At 61.7% G+C, this 16,217-nt stretch carries 13 protein-coding genes and 1 riboswitch; of the genes, 8 read left to right on the forward strand and 5 right to left on the reverse strand.

The annotated features are described in order from the left end of the window. Positions 1–58 precede the first annotated feature (58 nt). From ABUH87_RS15645 to ABUH87_RS15675, 7 genes are all read left to right on the forward strand, one after another. Complete coding sequence (locus ABUH87_RS15645) at positions 59–826, forward strand: SDR family NAD(P)-dependent oxidoreductase (protein WP_367775032.1); 768 nt, start codon at positions 59–61, stop codon at positions 824–826. 181 nt (positions 827–1,007) lie between these two features. Then, the gene (locus tag ABUH87_RS15650) at positions 1,008–1,997 is read left to right on the forward strand and encodes an NAD(P)H-dependent flavin oxidoreductase (protein ID WP_367775033.1); all 990 of its coding nucleotides are present in this window, start codon (positions 1,008–1,010) and stop codon (positions 1,995–1,997) included. Positions 1,998–2,319: 322 nt separating this feature from the next. Continuing rightward, positions 2,320–3,753: an MFS transporter gene (locus ABUH87_RS15655; RefSeq protein ID WP_367775034.1), complete on the forward strand. Its 1,434-nt coding sequence runs from the start codon at positions 2,320–2,322 to the stop codon at positions 3,751–3,753. Positions 3,754–3,843: 90 nt separating this feature from the next. Next, positions 3,844–5,376: a hypothetical protein gene (locus tag ABUH87_RS15660; protein ID WP_367775035.1), complete on the forward strand. Its 1,533-nt coding sequence runs from the start codon at positions 3,844–3,846 to the stop codon at positions 5,374–5,376. Positions 5,377–5,537: 161 nt separating this feature from the next. Beyond that, on the forward strand, positions 5,538–5,816 hold the full coding sequence (locus ABUH87_RS15665; protein ID WP_367775036.1) for a hypothetical protein: 279 nt from the start codon (positions 5,538–5,540) through the stop codon (positions 5,814–5,816). A gap of 136 nt (positions 5,817–5,952) precedes the next feature. Beyond that, positions 5,953–6,207, forward strand: a riboswitch (cobalamin riboswitch). Positions 6,208–6,379: 172 nt separating this feature from the next. Further along, complete coding sequence (locus ABUH87_RS15670) at positions 6,380–8,524, forward strand: TonB-dependent receptor (protein WP_367775037.1); 2,145 nt, start codon at positions 6,380–6,382, stop codon at positions 8,522–8,524. Positions 8,525–8,642: 118 nt separating this feature from the next. Further along, positions 8,643–10,907 carry a TonB-dependent receptor gene (locus tag ABUH87_RS15675; RefSeq protein ID WP_367775038.1) on the forward strand — a complete coding sequence of 755 codons (2,265 nt, stop codon included), beginning with the start codon at positions 8,643–8,645 and terminating at the stop codon, positions 10,905–10,907. Between the two features lie 84 nt (positions 10,908–10,991). Here ABUH87_RS15675 and ABUH87_RS15680 read toward each other — a convergent pair whose 3' ends face one another. Beyond that, positions 10,992–11,180 carry a hypothetical protein gene (locus ABUH87_RS15680; RefSeq protein ID WP_367775039.1) on the reverse strand — a complete coding sequence of 63 codons (189 nt, stop codon included), beginning with the start codon at positions 11,178–11,180 and terminating at the stop codon, positions 10,992–10,994. A 26-nt stretch (positions 11,181–11,206) separates the two neighbouring features. Beyond that, positions 11,207–11,389: a hypothetical protein gene (locus ABUH87_RS15685; protein WP_367775041.1), complete on the reverse strand. Its 183-nt coding sequence runs from the start codon at positions 11,387–11,389 to the stop codon at positions 11,207–11,209. A 798-nt stretch (positions 11,390–12,187) separates the two neighbouring features. Here ABUH87_RS15685 and ABUH87_RS15690 point away from each other — a divergent pair. Beyond that, complete coding sequence (locus ABUH87_RS15690; protein ID WP_367775042.1) at positions 12,188–13,702, forward strand: GGDEF domain-containing protein; 1,515 nt, start codon at positions 12,188–12,190, stop codon at positions 13,700–13,702. A gap of 570 nt (positions 13,703–14,272) precedes the next feature. Here the strand turns inward: ABUH87_RS15690 and ABUH87_RS15695 are convergent. The 3 genes from ABUH87_RS15695 to ABUH87_RS15705 all read right to left on the reverse strand — a co-directional run bounded on the left by ABUH87_RS15695 (position 14,273) and on the right by ABUH87_RS15705 (position 16,183). Then, the gene (locus ABUH87_RS15695; RefSeq protein WP_367775043.1) at positions 14,273–14,692 is read right to left on the reverse strand and encodes a hypothetical protein; all 420 of its coding nucleotides are present in this window, start codon (positions 14,690–14,692) and stop codon (positions 14,273–14,275) included. 141 nt (positions 14,693–14,833) lie between these two features. Continuing rightward, the gene (locus tag ABUH87_RS15700; RefSeq protein WP_367775044.1) at positions 14,834–15,334 is read right to left on the reverse strand and encodes a nuclear transport factor 2 family protein; all 501 of its coding nucleotides are present in this window, start codon (positions 15,332–15,334) and stop codon (positions 14,834–14,836) included. A 96-nt stretch (positions 15,335–15,430) separates the two neighbouring features. Further along, complete coding sequence (locus tag ABUH87_RS15705) at positions 15,431–16,183, reverse strand: SDR family NAD(P)-dependent oxidoreductase (RefSeq protein ID WP_367775045.1); 753 nt, start codon at positions 16,181–16,183, stop codon at positions 15,431–15,433. Positions 16,184–16,217: the final 34 nt, after the last annotated feature.

The following is a 16,217-nucleotide window of genomic DNA, read 5'->3' on the forward strand; positions in this document are numbered from 1 at the left end:
AGTTCCCGGCAGACTGCTGTTCGGGTGTTCAGCATCGTATCAGTGGGAGAGTATCAGGATGACCAGATCGTTGAACGGCCGCGTGGCAGTGATCACCGGGGCAGGATCGGGCATGGGCCGGTCCATGGCGCTTCGCCTGGCAGAAGACGACGCCAAGATCGCGATTTGGGACATCAATGGCGAGGGAGCAGAAGAGACTGCCGAGATGGTGCGCAAGGCAGGCGGAACGGCCATCGCCATCACCGCAGACTGCTCGGAAAAGGCGGCTATCAAGGCTGCCGCGGATCAGACGCGCCGAGAACTCGGCAAGATCGCGATCCTGATCAACAACGCCGGTATCGCGCCATTCACGCCGTTTCTCGAAATCGACGAAGCGCTGCTTGAGCGGGTTCTGCGCGTCAACACGATCGGACCGTTCCTGGTGACGCAGGAATGCGTGCCCGACATGATCGAGGCGAAGTGGGGCAGGATCGTCAATATCACCTCGTCGTCGGTGCAGAGCGGCTCCGCTCTGCAGACCCACTACACCAGCTCGAAAGGCGCGCTGCTGGGCTTCACCAAGTGCCTGGCAATGGCTCTGGGTGAGCATGGGATCACCGCCAACATGATCCCGCCGGGATCGATCGACACCCCGATGCTTCGCGGCGCCGAGGTCATGCAGCGCGAGGGCGCCATCGAGGCTTACGGCAAGGCTCTCCCGGTGGGGCGGATCGGAACGGGCGAGGATATCGCGGCGGCAGCTGCTTTCCTGGTCTCGGAAGAGGGCGGCTACATGACGGGCCAGACCATCAGCGTGAACGGCGGCCGCTACATGGGCTCTGCCTGACCCAAAGGCGCGCGCGTTCTTCCCACTTGGAGAATGCGCGCCGTCCGGGTGGAGCCGGTAAGGTCTCGAAGACCCGTAGGCTCCCGAAGACAGAGAGCGCGGGGGCGGGAGATGAGAGAAAGGCGCAAGATGCGGATCGCAACGGCCGAGATCATCCTGCCGAAGTGCAAAGGGTAAGCCGATGCCTCTTCCCGCGGACCTTCGCACCCGACTGACGCTACCTGCCTTTGCGGCGCCGATGTTCCTTGTCAGCGGCACCGACCTGGCGATCGCCTGCTGCAAGGCGGGCATTATCGGGTCGCTGACACGCAACCACTGCCGCGACATGGCGGAAATGGAGCAGCAGCTCAGGACCGTTGCCGAGGCACTGGCGCAATCTGCCGAAGCCGAGCCCGGAGCGACGATCGGTCCGCTGGCGATGAACATCTCGCCGACGTTCAGCCGTGACGAGTTTCGACAGCACCTCGATATCTGCCGCCGCTACGGCGTGCGGATCATCTTTACATCCGTGGGCGATCCCACCCAGAATGCACCGCTCGTGCAGGAATATGGAATGCTCCATTTCCACGACGCGACGACGATGCGTTTTGCCGAGAAGGCGGCTGCGGCAGGGGCGGACGGGATTGTTTGCATCGGCGCGGGCGGCGGAGGGCATGCCGGTACGATCAGCCACCTGGCCTTTATCCCGCAGGTAAGGGCGATGTTCGACGGCATTATCGTGATGGCCGGCGCGGTCTCTACGGGAGCTGTGATCCGCGCCGCCGAAGTGCTGGGAGCCGATCTTGCCTATCTGGGCACCCGGATGATCGCGACCCGCGAGTCCGCAGCGCCCGATCCGTACAAGGCCATGCTGGTGGAGGGCGGCGTGACCGACGTCATCTACACCAGAGGTGTGAACGGGCTGCCGGCGAGTTGGCTGAAAGCGTCGCTGCGCTCTGTCGGGCTGAACCCCGATGAACTGTTCATCCCTCAAGGGCGGAGCACGGATCACCTCCCCGCAGGAACGACTCCCTGGCGGGACATCTGGAGCGGGGGCCAGGGGATCAGCCTGATCAAGGACGTGCCTTCCGTTGCCGAACTCGTCGAGCGTCTGCAGCGCGAGTATGTTGGCGCCTGTAATGCGCCCGACATGGCGACAGCGGCGCTCGCTGCCCTCGGCGCTCGTACCTGACGAGCACGCGCAACGTTTCGCCGGGACCGGGACGGGCGTGAACACACCCGCCGAGCTAGTCCTAGCAGCCTCCGGCAGCTGCAATACTGTCATTAAAGCCGCCGACCGCTTTAAGCTTCTTTCGATCTGGGGGGTCTTCTTGCTGTCGGCGATCAAGGCCGAGGCTCAGGGGCTCGGCGTTAGAACCAGCCAACGTGCGCAGCGCAGAAGCGGGCGTGAATGGAGCGGGCAATGGCAAGGCCGGGCTGGCGCGAGAGGTGCGCGACCGCTACGCGGGATCTTCGTCATGTCTAAGCATGTCGCGGGAGAGGAGCCCTAAGATATGAAAACCAGCCACTGGGCGATCATCTCCGCTCTATTCTTGGCAGAAATCGCCGCCACCTTTGAATCGGCTATGCTGTACGCTGCGCTGCCGACGCTGATCCGCGAATTCGGAGATCCCATCACCGCAGGCTGGCTGGTGACCATGCACATGCTGATCGGCGCTGCCGCGGGGGTTCTGGTGGGCCGAATGGGCGACATCTATGGCCGCAAGCGAATGACTCTATGGATGCTGGTGATTGCCACCATCGGTTCGATCATAAGTGCGGCAACCAACAACTTTGGCGTCGTTCTCGCCGGACGTGCGCTGCAGGGGTTGTCCGTCGCAGTCATTCCGCTCAGCATTGGGATCATTCGCGAGGCGATCGCGAAAGACCGCATTCCCGTGTCTGTCGGGCTGATGACCACCGGCTCGGGCGTGGGTGTGGCCTTTGGCCTGGTTCTTGGCGGATTGATCGTTGATAACCTCAACTGGCACTGGTTGTTCGTGGTCAGCGCGATCCTGCTCGGCCTCTCTTGGTTGGCAATCAAGCTGTGGGTGCCGGGCAAGCCTGGGATTGCGCCTAAGGAGCCTATCGACTGGGTGGAAGGGGCGCTGCCGGCGCCCGGCATCATGGCTATGCTCTATGGCGTCAGTCAGTCCAAAGCCCTGGGTTGGGGCGATCCGTGGGTCTGGGGAACGATCGTGTTGGGAGCGCTGATCATGGCGTACTGGGCGCGGCGCAGCCTGCGGGCAAAGGAACCGTTCGTCGATCTGCGCTTGCTTGCATCGCGCAACGTGGCGCTCGCCAACCTGCTGACCGTTTGCCTGGGCGCGGGTACCATGCAGGTTGTGCTGGTCTTCTCGACCTATACGCAGTCTCCCACCTGGACGATGGCTGGCCTTGGGCTAGGCGCGACGGTGGCCGGGCTCGCCAAGCTGCCATCGAACATCCTCTCGTTCTTCGCCGGACCTCTTTCGGGTTGGCTGACCAAGACGTTCGGAGACCGCTCGACGGTGGTCGCGGGTATCCTGCTCGCCGTCGTCGGGTGGATCATCGGCACGACCCTGCCCAGTACGCTTGTCGCGGTCATCGTGATCCTGAGCGTTATCTCCTTCGGCACCACGATCCTGAACGCGGCGATCTATAACGTCATCGTGGGCACCGTGCCGGAAGCGCGGACCGGTGAAGCGATCGGCACCATCGCCGTGACACGCGGCATGGCATCGGCCATCGGGGCGCAGGTCATCGCGGTTCTGCTGGCGACTGCAACGCTGACCGATCCGGTGAGCGGCGCGCAGCTTCCCTCTCCGCAGGGCTTCCGTCTGACGATGGGGTGGATAGCCGGACTGACTGCCATCGGCGGAGTGTTCGCTCTGTTCCTCAGCGTTCACCGCAAGGCCATGCCCGACACCGAGGCAGCCCTGCGTGAGCAGACCGCAAGCGAAGCGTGATCCACGCGCGTGTCCCGCTTTCCTTCTGAGGGCCAGAGCACTGCGCGATTGCACTGAGACAATGATAAAAGAGCGCGAGAGGACGAACAAATGAGGCGGATTCGGAAATCGAGCATGGCCTGTTCGGTCAGCGCACTTCTGCTGGCAAGCGCGGCTGCATCCGCCAGCCCAGCCGGCGGCGGCATGCGTCTGGATCAATTGCCGCGGATCGCCGAAGTCGACGAACGTTTCCAGTCCTACAATGTGGAGATGGTGGAGGTCACCGGAGGACGGTTCTGGGCGCCATACGGCGGGCCGCCGGGTGAGCAATACCGGCAGCGGCCGCCCGAAGATCTTTCCGACAAGCGACTTCGCGCCCTGACAAAGCACCTTGGTCCGGCCTACATGCGCGTAAGCGGCACCTGGGCCAATTCCACCTACCTTGAAGCCGATGGCGAGCACCTCAGCGAGCCGCCGGAGGGTTACAATCAAGTGCTGACGCGCGATCAGTGGCGCGGGGTCGTGGATTTCGCCAAGGCTGTCGACGCGAAGGTCGGCGTGAGCTTCGCCGTCAGCGAGGGACCAAGGGGGGCGGACGGCGTCTGGCAGACGGAGCAAGCACAACGGCTGCTGGATCTGACACGCGCGGCCGGAGGCGAACTTGGCTTTGCCGAGTTCATTAACGAGCCGAATGCCGCCTCACTAGGCCGACTGCCCAAGGGCTATTCCGTTGCAGACTACACGCGCGATTTCTCGATCTTCCTCGACTGGGCGCGCAAAGTGTCCCCGAACACGAAGATCGTCGGACCCGGGGGAGTTGGCGAAGGTGGCGACCTCAGCAAGATCCCGGTCGCGACCCTGGCCAGAATGCTGCTCACCGAAGAGCTGATGAAAGCCAATCCCAACGCTGTCGATGCAGTGTCATACCACTTTTATGGCGGCGTTTCGCAGCGCTGCGCGAACACACAGGCAGAGCAGGCGCAGCAATCGCAGGCGCTGACACCCACATGGCTCGATCTCACCCTGCGGGACTGGAAATATTATTCGGGGCTCCGCGACAAGTACGAGCGGGGCGATCCCATGTGGGTGACGGAAACGGCGCAGGCTGCTTGCGGCGGAAGTCCTTGGGCAGCGACTTTCCTGGACACGTTCCGGTATGTCAATCAGCTCGGCCTGCTGGCTCAGAAGGGCGTGCGCGTGGTGTTCCACAACACGCTTACGGCATCGGACTACTCGCTGATCGAGGAGGGTACGAAGAACCCGCGGCCGAACTATTGGGCAGCCGTGCTGTGGCGCAGGACGATGGGTACGACCGTTCTGGCCTCTCCTCCTTCGCCGGCGGAAAACCTGCGAATCTACGCTCATTGCCTGCCGGAATCGAACGGGGGAGTGGGCATGGTCGCTATCAATTATGGCGATACACCGCAGGTCCTGACCTTAGGCGAAGGAGCAAAGGTCTGGCTGCTGGAGGCGCCATCTGTTGACGGAACAAGCGTGACGGTGAACGGCCAAACGCCTCACCTGCAAGCGGACGGCTCCCTTTCCGGTCTGCGTGGCGTATCAGCAGGACCTTCAACGCGCATCCCGGCGACGTCCATAGCGTTCTTCACCAAGCCCCACGCGGGCAACGCCGCCTGCAAGTGAATGGAGTGCATCACTGATAAGACGGTGGGCTGTTTGCCACCTCATACGCTTGCTCACTCTTGTGATGCGACATTATGCCATTGCGCATGTGCAGAGGTTCGCTGCGGTGCATGCTCCAGCGCACGGACCGGTGCGCTGCAAATCCGGGCGTGAAGAGCGGCATGACCTACACAACGAGTTCTGTCAGACCGGCTGAACCGACGCAGAGCCGCAGGCCGTCTGCCCTCTTCCGTTATATCGAAGACCTGCAAGGAGAGGCGCCCCGGGGCAGCGTGCTCGATGCCGGCGATGTCGCTGACCGGGCGCTGGCGGCGGCACTGGCAGTGCAAGGCGAGAATTTGAGAGCGCGGGCCCTGAATCAGATCGCTCGCGGAGGTCGCCTGAAAAGCGGTTATGATGATGTGCTGGCTGCAGAGCGGCTTCCCGGCGCGGCGGAGTAGACAAGCAGGAACAATCTCCGCGTCGCAACACAGTTGCTCCGGCAAATCGCTCCAGCCGCTTCGCATGAATGGAGGCTTGCGGACCGACCTCGCACCTACTATCCGGCGCGCGTCCGGCACCGCTCCAGTAGCGGCGCCGGATAATGATCGCGCCGGTGCCTTGAGAGAGGCTTAAAAGGGAACGCGGTGAGGACGGTTCAGGCGCATGCCTGAAGGTCCAAATCCGGGGCTGTCCCTGCAACTGTAAGCGGTGAGCGCGATGCACACGCGGCAGGACACACGTCTTTGTCGCAGCCACTGGGCCGGACGCTAAGTCATGCGAGGCCTGGGAAGGCCGTGTATCAAGCGATGACCCGTGAGCCAGGAGACCTGCCGGCGTCTGGTCGCTCATGCTTTGGTCCAGGGGATGGCCCAGGCACGGTTCTTCCGTCGAGCGACGAACGAGCGGCTGGGGCCGTATCGGTTCGTGCCGCGGGCGCTTTCTGGCGTCCGCCCGTTGGCGCGCGCCGACCGTTCGTGCGGACGCCCCGCCTACGTCACCTGATGCCGACGGGGCACTTTCAATGGCTTTTCATCATACAGACACGTGTATTTTCGCGCTCGTGCTGAGCATGCTTCTATGCTCACCGGCGTCCGCGCAGACGCAGCCGGCAGCCCGAGAGGACGATCCGACTGGCGAGATCATCGTCACCGGCGTGGTGGACCCGCTGCAGCTCAACAAGGTCAGCGAGGGCGGAAGCCGGCTCAATCTCACGCCGCTTCAGACACCGGCGAGCGTCGAAATTCTCGATGGTGATGCGATCCGCCTGCGCGGCGACCTTACGGTTCAGGACGCCGCAGCCCGCGCCACCGGTATCGTGAACACCTCGGGCGTATTTGGCTACAACCTCTCGGCTCGCGGGTTCGCCGGTCAGAACAGCGTGATGCAGCTCTACGACGGCATGCGGATGTACAACAACACTCTGACGTTCCCGGCGGACCCGTGGATGGCGGAGGCGGTCGAAGTGCTGCGCGGACCCGCTTCGGTTCTCTATGGCGAGGCCGCGATCGGCGGTGCGGTGAACGTCGTGCGCAAGCAGCCGAGCGATGAGTACCAGCACGCCTTGCGGGCAGGGCTGGGGTCCTATGGGTTTGCGAACCTGGCGGCAGGCAGCGGCGGCCCGGTTACCGATCGCATCGGCTACCGCGTCGATGCCAGCTATCGCCAGTCCAATGGCTGGATGGAGCGTGGTGACAGCAGCGCTATCGCTCTTTCGGGTGCACTGCGCTTCCACCCGACAGAAACGCTCAGCCTGACTGTCTCGCACGATTACAGCCGCCAGAAGCCGCGAACCTGGTTCGGTGTGCCGCTGATCGACGACGGGCTCGACCTTTCGATCCGCAAGAACAACTACAACGTCAGCGATGCCGACTTGCGCTTCCGCGACAACTGGAGCCAGCTGCGAGTTGAGTGGGCGCCAAGCGACACGCTCACGCTGCGCAGCACGTTCTATCATCTGACCGCGAACAAGTACTGGTTCAACAGCGAGAACGCCAGGTGGATAGCCGCAAGTGCCACGGCGGCAGCGACCATTCGCCAGTCAAGCTTTCTCGAACTCTACCATCTTCAGCGGCAGACAGGGAACCGTACGACTGCGACGCTGTCGCACGATCTCGACAGCGGGATCGACAATCGCTTCGTGATCGGCGCGGACTACAACGACATCACCTACAAGAACGTCAGCAACAGCGGGAACAACGCCACCCGTCTCGTGGATATCGCTGACCCCTTCGTGGGGCGGTTTATCCAGCAGACCGGGGCTGCGGCGACCCAGGCCCGCTACAAGAACACGATCAGGCAGTACGCGATCTTCGCGGAGGATCGTCTGGCCTTGGGCGATCGTTTCTCTCTCGTCGGCGGGTTGCGGTATGACCGACCCGAAATCGCCAAACGAGACTACATCAACCCCGCCAACGACTTCACCTCCACGCCTGATGCGGTGACCTGGCGGCTTGGCGCGGTTCTCAACCCGGTACCGTTCATGTCGCTCTACGTCTCCTACGCCACCGCGGCTGACCCGGTTGGCGCGCTCGTGTCGACCTCCCTCGCGCAGAGCGCCTTCGACCTGTCGACCGGCAGGCAGTGGGAGGCCGGGATTAAGCATGTGTTCTGGGAGGGGCGTGGCCAGTGGACGTTCGCCGCCTACACGATCACTAAAAAGAGGCTGTTGACCTCCGATCCGCTGATCCCCTCGATCCAGGTGCAGGTGGGACAGCAATCGTCCAGGGGACTGGAGGCTTCGCTTTTCGTCGAACCCGTGCGAGACCTGAGCATCACTCTGAATGGCACTGTGCTCGACGCCCAGTACGATGATTTCGCGGAGTCCGTCGGCGGCGTTCGTTTCCAGCGAGCGGGCAATCGCCCCGCGAACATTGCCGCGAAGTCGGCCAACCTGTTTGTCAGCTGGAAATTTGCGCCCGCCTGGGTCGCCGATGGCGGTTTGAGCTACGTCGGCGACCGCTTCCAGGATGCTGCGAACACCCGGCGCCTGCCCTCCTATACGCTCACCGATTTCGGTATCCGCTGGTCTGCGACCGAAAGGCTGAGCGCGGGCGTGCGCATGCGCAACATCTTCGACGAGATCTATCCGCGCGCCACATACGGAGCGACCCAGTGGGTGCTGGGCGATCCGCGCACAATCGAAGTGGTGGTCAATGCAGCGTTCTGACCTGGGGCTTTGGAAACGCTGGCTCTGGTCTCTGCAAGAGAGTAAGACTGGCATTATTGCGTTTGACTCGCATTAGCGTAAAAAATAGAGGCCCTGTGTGGGAACATCAGGGGGAATCATGAACACCAATTGGCTGCTATCCACATCGCTGCTTGCCGTTCTTGTATGGCCTGCTGCGGCGATCGCGCAGGACGTCGCGCCTGCCGATCAGCCGATGGACATCATCGTCACGGGCGAAAAGGCCTCGCGCAGCCTGCAGGAAACGACGGCGTCCGTGAGCGTCGTGACCGCTGAGCGCATTGCTGATGAGAATATCCTGACAATTCAGGAGATCTACCAGCGCACTGCAAACGTCTCAGAGACGTATGGTGCTTCCGGCTTTTCCATTCGTGGCATCGATCAGCGCGGCGTCTCCGGCGGCGGCGATGCGGCGACTGCTACCGTGTTCGTCGACGGCGCACCCGTTCAGCAGGACATCCTCTCCAACGGCCCCACCGACATGTGGGACGTCGCCCAGGTTGAGATCTTCCGCGGACCGCAGTCGACCATCCAGGGCCTCAACGCGCTGGCTGGCGCGGTGCATATCCGTACCCAGGATCCGACCTTCGACTGGGGCGTCAGGGGTCGCGCTCTCGTGTCGTCGTTTGATACCACTCAGTTCGCCATTGCCGGCGGCGGACCGCTGGTGCCGAACGAACTGGCCTTCCGACTTTCTGCTGAAAAGCGTGATGCCGACGGATATATATACAATCCCACGCGCGCCGCACTCGAAAACCCGGTCGATTCGGTTTCGGTACGTGGCAAGCTGCTCTGGACGCCCTCGGCTCTCCCTGCTTTCGAGGCACGCCTGAACTACCATCATTTCGAGACGCAGGGCGGCTATCTGTTCGTGTACGTCGACCGATCGAATGGCGATTATTTCGACACCCGGACAAACCCGTCCGATTACCCTAACAGCAGTGTCGTCGATAACGATCAGGTGACGCTGGATTTGCGCTATGATCTGGGCGGTGGTCTGTCTCTCAGTACCTTGGGAACTTGGACGGAGACGGATTTTATCCGCAAATATGACGGGGATTACTCGGCCGCCAGCATCGCCTATAGTGACATCGCCGGTGGAGCGGAGACTTTTACGCAGGAACTGCGGCTCAACTATGAAAGCGACCGGCTGAGCGGACTTGTCGGCCTGTTCTACTATAATCGCGATCAATATCGAAAGTCGCATCAGGTCACACTGGTACCGACACCCGCCAGCACGATAATCAGTGCGCTCACGCCCAGCCTTGGTGCAGCGACGGCGCAGCAGGTTGCGGCGATCTATACCGCCGCGCTGCCCAACATCCCGGTCGACTATACGTCGGATTTCCCGACACAGGTCGAAACGATGGCCGTGTTTGCCGATGCCCGGTATCGGCTGACGGACAAACTGTCCCTCATTGGCGGCTTCCGCTACGATCATGAGCGTAACAGGATCGGCGGCGAGGCGATTGCGACATTTGTCGGCACGTTACCGGATTCAACACTCTACCCGTCACCGCTCGATGGCGCGATCACGGCTCTGAACGGCTTTGTTCTGGGGCTGGTGGACGATGCCAACGGTTCTGCCCCGGTGGGCACGCGCAAGTTCGACGCGTTCCTTCCCAAGGGCGGGATCGAGATGGCGTGGACGCCCGACCTTTCGACCGCTTTCGTGGTGCAGCGCGGCTATCGCTCGGGCGGCAGCAGCTTCAACACCGCGCGATCACAGCTCTTTGCCTATAACCCGGAATTCACCCGGAATTATGAACTCTCCTTGCGCTCGGCCTGGCTGGATGGTCGGCTGACACTCAACGGCAATGCCTTCTACATCGATTGGACTGACCAGCAGACCACCGCCAATTTCGGCAATGGCACCTATGACACGCATACGGTCAATGCCGGCAAGTCGCACCTCTACGGGTTCGAGGTTGAAGTGGCGCATCGTGTTTTGCCTGGCTTCGACTGGTACGCGAGCGTTGGACATACCCGAACGAAGTTCGATGAATTCGTGACCGAGGTCGGCTCAATCACCGACCTTTCGGGTCTGGAATTCCCATACGCGCCGAAATGGACGCTCTCCGGCGGGGCCAATGTGCGTTTTGGTGGCGGCTTCAATGCCAATATCAACGCCAGTTATCGCAGTGCGGTGCTGACTGACGTGGCCATCCCGCAGGCGGACAGCCGCGTTGGGGCGCGCACGTTGGTCAATGCGCGGATCGGCTATGAAACCGATCGCTGGAGCCTCTCGCTCTTTGCGAACAATCTGTTCGACGAGAAATACGACCAGTACGTCAATGAAGTCACCAACTTCGCCGTGATTGGGGCGCCCCGCAGCGTTGGCGTTGTGCTGAAGGCCGGAATTTGAGTGACGCCGGATTTATGCCGGCCATCGCTGCAATCCTCGCTGGCAGCCTTGCCGGCGCTTGGTCGCTGCGTCGGGCGTGGCGCCTCAAGGAAGGGAAGGGCGCTGCTGGTACACCTGATAATCTGCCAGGGCATAGGCTGACCAGTTTCGCTCCTGTCCGCGCCCGTCAACACGGTCATACATCGTCTTGTTGTAGTTGCCGCCGGCGCGAAGCCAGATCTGGCGGCTGTCCGGAGAGGCTGCGCGGCGGACGCCGAATTCCTGGATGAACACCGCCTTTGCGCCGTCTTGGTTGAACTTCAGCCCCAGCCTGCGCCCGCCACATCTTCGGACATGCCTTGGGGGATGAGACTGCGCTGAATGGCGCTTTTGGAATAGATGCCGTCCTTGCCGTTCAACTGCACATTGAAGGTCGGCGCGACGGCAGTGCCGCCGCTCATGCCGTTGGAAATCGGGATAGAGGCAGCCAGGCCGGCGGCCAAAATGGGATTGCCGCCGGAGAAAATGCCGACGAAGTCGGAAAGCTTGGAATTGTAGCCGGCCCGGATCTCGATTGTCCGGTCCAGAAACGAACTGAAGATGTTGAGGTTCGAGAACTTTGCGTCGGATGGGCCGACCTGGCGCCAGCCCGGCCCGATTGCCTAAACGCGCTTCTCGCATCATGTGACCACGATGTCCGGTGTCGCCGACAAAACGGCCATTGGCGGGTAGTGCCCTGGGACGTCGCGTAGGAAGCAGCCTTGGATAAGGTGGCCATCGCCGCTCTTCGGTAGGGTTCGGATGCGAACTTGAACCTGGAGAAGAGGACGATGACCAATGCCAAGATGGCTCTGCCGAGGATCGGTGTTCCTACACCACCCCTCGGGGCACTCCCGGTCCGGTGAACCTGCGGGAAGCAAACGGACGTCGGACTCGGAAGAGACAGAGCAAGTTTGCATGCGATATCCGGGCGCGAGCCGAACAATTGGCGGCATCGGAGTAGACTCGTTGCCTCACGGTATTACCGCTTACAGCTGTGCGGGATGCTTGATAGTAGCACCCACTGAACTCATTCCTTTTAGCATTTTAGTCGGAGCGACATGGTAGACCTACCGATCAAAAGCCGGCGGTGGTTCGCCAGCTTGTTGCTTTTGCTCGCAGGCCTGATTGGATCTCCAGCTTCGGCTAACCCGCCGGCAGGGACTTGCTTCGGCGTTTCAGCGCGAGCTGAAATCGCGCCCCCGCCATCCGGAATACGCTGCACGGGAACGCCAACAGATTATCGGGACAAGAGTTTATGGTTGCGGCTGCCCGTTGCAGCAGAGGCCGCAAATCGAGGTGGCTGGCTCGTGGTGCACAATACGCGCTTCGAGAGCATGAGTGCCATATTCGCTTACTCCGATGGATCTGCCGACGTTCAAACGATCCATGAAGGGGCGTTTCGCGATCGCTGGCATATTGGCGGCCAACTTGGCTTCTCGTCGCGTGTCGGCATTCCTGTGACAGGAGCCTGGCTGCGAATAGAGGGCCTGGAAAACTACGATCTGCTGCGCGTGCGCTTCCTGCCTGGAGAGGCTGCAGCCCGGCAATTTGAGCTGTCAGCACTGGCGATTGGCGCCGCACTCGCCCTGCTGGCCATAGCGGCTGCGTACAATGTTGGCCTTGCCGTGTTTCTGCGTCGCCAATTTTTTCTATGGCATGGCTGCTGGGCTGCATCAGTACTGGTATGGGGCATTGTCTGGTCGCAATCAGGATTGGTTCTCTTTCCCGCGATGGCTGGCACGATATCGGCGCGGCTGGCGACGATCCTTGCCTGCCTTGCAGTGATGTTCGCAGCGTTCTCGAGTGCTGCCGCACTTCGATCAGCACTGCCAGAAACAGCGAGGCGATCGGTTGTTGGTCTTGGCCTGCTTGTGGCTGCGTTAGGCATCGGCGCCAGCCTCCCCGGCGCGGCCCTCCAAGTTTACGGTACCCTTCTTGCGATCGCGACTCTGCTGACACTCACCGCAGTGGCGATCTCCATCGGCACGGCGTGGTGGCGCGGTCATGCAGAAGGTCGGGATATGGCTATCAGTTGGGCCTTCCCGATGATCGTGCTGGGTACGACCCAGCTGGTCGACCTTGATACATTTCTGTGGGGCGGGGGCGCCCAGATCGCGGTCTTGTTCGCGTCAGCCTTCCAAACCTTATGCTTATCCTCGTTGGCGACTGCGCGCCTGAGTGCCTTGCGCGTCGAACGGGATACGGCCGTGGCAGCCGGCAACGCGCTTGCCGAACTGGCTGATCGCGACCCACTCACCGGACTGCTCAATCGGAGGGGCTTTGTCACCCGTTGTGAACAGGCGTTCGGAGATCAAAAGACAATCCCATTCGGGCTGCTTTTGATTGACGTAGACCACTTCAAGCGGGTGAACGATCGGTTCGGCCACGAGGCCGGGGATGCCTTGCTCGTTTCCTTCGGCGAGAAGCTGCGATCACTTGAGCAGCGCTATCCTTGCTTAGCCGGTCGGCTGGGAGGCGAAGAATTTGTCCTGGGAGTTACTGGACTGTCGCGGCATGCGCTTGGCCTGTTCGCCGAGGTCACACGCGAGGAGCTAAACACCTGCGATCACAGCACTAGAGCGTCGCTTCCTGCTGTCACCGTCAGCATCGGTGTGGCTGAAGGCGTAGCCGATGGACCGTTCCGAAAGCTATACGGAAAAGCGGATCGCGCCCTCTATGCGGCGAAGCACGCTGGCCGGAACACTGTAGTCTTCGCCTCTGGGAGCATCGAAGTGCCGGGTGCGCAGATCAGTTTCTTCGAGCTTGGAGAATAGAAGAGGTCATATGCTCAATGCACATGGGTTGGCCGGCGTGCTCTGATAATGCTGTTGCGAAAGATCTGATGGCTATGGTCGAGCGAGCATGGGAAGCGCCCAGGACTCCCGAGCTCCCGCGCCTTTGAGACACATGTCGGTCGACTGTCAGCGGTTCGGCGTTCACCTCTGCGGTAGACGGCGTGTCGGATCGCACGAAACAACTCTGGGCCTCATCCGAAACGGTCGGTGGGAGTAGCCGCCTGAACAACGGCCGCGAGCATGCACCAACGACCAATGCATCAGGCGGACCTCCTGTGAACGCTAGCACTCTCTAACCGGCGTAATCGACAGCTGCTGTAAGCACCGACGTTCATCGGAGATGAAGTGAACGACGCATTCTGGTCGCAATAGCCGCCGCGACGCCAGACCTACAACCGGCCATTTGGCCGCATAGCCTGCTTCCGAACTCCACACCCTCGTTCAGCCCGCCGCTCGACGGGTTCAACCATGGTGTTGGGCCGGCTGATTAAGGGATTGAGGAAGCGGACGATGTTCTCGAGCCTGTCGTTGTTGCATAGTGCCAGAGCCCTACCCAGCCTGGTGGAAGCCCATGCAGACATCCACGGAGACAATGCGATCCTGATCGTCGAAGGCGTAGATCGAAATGGAGCGGAGCGTGTTCACGGTTCCATCCGGACGTTCGCTGCGTTCGTCCAAATCGAGATAGACTACGTCGCCAGCTTGCGACGCTCGGAAAAGAGTCTTGTCGTAGATGCCCCCAACGGCCTTCCATTGCACCAGCAATTCACGGTAGGCGGGCCATCGTAGTTCCTGATCACGTTCATTGCCCCGACGGACGAAGCGATCGGTGTCTATCATCGGGACCAGCACATCCCAGTCATCGTCCGTGGTTCCGTTGACGATGGCCGTCATCCGGTCCCCCCAGTCCAGCGCCTTGCGCACGCGGTCGCTCGTGATCTCATCCTGCCTCGTCCAGTCGCCAGTCATGTCTCTCTCCCCATCTGATCATATTTTCGCCGCCTACCTTTTGGAACGGCGGTCCTGCTGTTGAGGCATGCTACGTCTTCGTCACGCTTGACGTATCTGCTCCCGCTTGACGGTCACAAGTAAACCGATCGGAGGTCTTTATTACTTGCCGTCAACCATGCCGACGCGGAGGTTCTCACCAGATCCGTCAACTGCCAAGGCCGCGGCACCGACGGACGTTTCGGCATGCGTGCGCTCGAGCTTTCGATAGCTGAAGCGCCATTGCCCATCAGGGCCTCGTACATAACGTTCATGGTAGAACCCGAAGCCGCGAAGCCACTGCCTTTCTCCATCGCGATACCAGAACAGATTGTCCTCCATCGCCCACACACCGGTGGCGTTGTTGCAGTCCTGGAATTCGATGACCGGTGTGTGGCAATGGTGAACAGTGGTGACGTTAGCCATGTGCACGGCAAGCGCATCGGCGGCGGCCCGTCCGCCGACGATGGGTTCGTCGCCAATCGACATGGCGACATAGTCGTCGCTGTGAAGCTGGGCGTATGTGTCCCAGTCCTTGCGGTCGACGGCATGATCGCGCCGACCTTTCAGATCGTGGATCGCCTGCAGTTCGACCAGCCGCTCCAGATCACTCATGTCGCTCATGTCGGGCCTCTCCTCCGGGGCTTGGTACTCTTCTTGGTGCATCACGTAGATGTCGCGGTGGCGCAGCTTGTCCGCATCGCTCGAATAGGTCGAAAACTAGAGCATGATCTGCCCACCATCGGCGTTGATCGTCTGCCCGGTGACGTAGTGGCCATCGTCGCTCGCGAGGAACACGGCGATCGGGGCTATGTCCTCATCCGGACGGCCGAAGCGACGCAGCGAGATCTCATCGTAGTACTTCTGCGCGCGTTCGGGGTTGGCGTTCAGCGCCTTCTCAGCCGAGGGGCTGAGCGCCGCGGGATTGATGACGTTCACCCGGATGCCGAACTGCCCCCACTCGCGAGCGGCTGACCGGGAAAGGCCGCGGATGCCCTCCTTGTTGGCACCGTAGATGCCGTCCCCCGGCTCGCCGTAGATGCCCTGTCGCGTGCCGAAGTTGATCACCGATCCGCCCCGCGCCCTCAGGTAAGGGAAGGCAGCCTGCATGTGGTAGAGGGTTCCGAACAGGCCCGAACCGAAGGTGAGCTGGATAGACTCATCGGTGATGTCCTCGATCTTGGCCTGCCGCGTAGCCTGGGCATTATTGACGAGGATGTCGACGCGGCCGAACTGCTCGACGGCGGTCTGGATCGTGCGCTGCGCATCGTCGCGGCTCGCCACGTCTGCCTGGATGCCGATGACCTGGCCGCCATCGGCACTCAACTGGCGCGCGGCCTCCTCGATCGCATCGGCCCGCCTGCTTGAGATGACCACCGAGGCACCTTCACGCGCAAAGGCGCGCGCCATGGCAAGGCCGATGCCCTGGCTTCCTCCGGTCACGATTGCAACCCGTCCGGCCAATCTGCTCATCCGTCATCCCTCTCTTGCTGCCTGCACTGATGCG

Origin of the sequence: Novosphingobium rhizovicinum (assembly GCF_040813635.1) — a bacterium.
In the GTDB taxonomy this organism is placed as follows: domain Bacteria; phylum Pseudomonadota; class Alphaproteobacteria; order Sphingomonadales; family Sphingomonadaceae; genus Novosphingobium; species Novosphingobium rhizovicinum.

Excerpts from the sequence above, each read along its gene's own strand:
- ABUH87_RS15700 (WP_367775044.1), bottom strand. The coding sequence starts at position 15,334 with ATGAGCGACATGAGTGATCTGGAGCGGCTGGTCGAACTGCAGGCGATC.
- ABUH87_RS15695 (WP_367775043.1), bottom strand. The coding sequence starts at position 14,692 with ATGACTGGCGACTGGACGAGGCAGGATGAGATCACGAGCGACCGCGTG.
- ABUH87_RS15705 (WP_367775045.1), bottom strand. The coding sequence starts at position 16,183 with ATGAGCAGATTGGCCGGACGGGTTGCAATCGTGACCGGAGGAAGCCAG.
- ABUH87_RS15670 (WP_367775037.1), top strand. The coding sequence starts at position 6,380 with ATGGCTTTTCATCATACAGACACGTGTATTTTCGCGCTCGTGCTGAGC.
- ABUH87_RS15660 (WP_367775035.1), top strand. The coding sequence starts at position 3,844 with ATGAGGCGGATTCGGAAATCGAGCATGGCCTGTTCGGTCAGCGCACTT.
- ABUH87_RS15655 (WP_367775034.1), top strand. The coding sequence starts at position 2,320 with ATGAAAACCAGCCACTGGGCGATCATCTCCGCTCTATTCTTGGCAGAA.
- ABUH87_RS15665 (WP_367775036.1), top strand. The coding sequence starts at position 5,538 with ATGACCTACACAACGAGTTCTGTCAGACCGGCTGAACCGACGCAGAGC.
- ABUH87_RS15650 (WP_367775033.1), top strand. The coding sequence starts at position 1,008 with ATGCCTCTTCCCGCGGACCTTCGCACCCGACTGACGCTACCTGCCTTT.
- ABUH87_RS15675 (WP_367775038.1), top strand. The coding sequence starts at position 8,643 with ATGAACACCAATTGGCTGCTATCCACATCGCTGCTTGCCGTTCTTGTA.
- ABUH87_RS15645 (WP_367775032.1), top strand. The coding sequence starts at position 59 with ATGACCAGATCGTTGAACGGCCGCGTGGCAGTGATCACCGGGGCAGGA.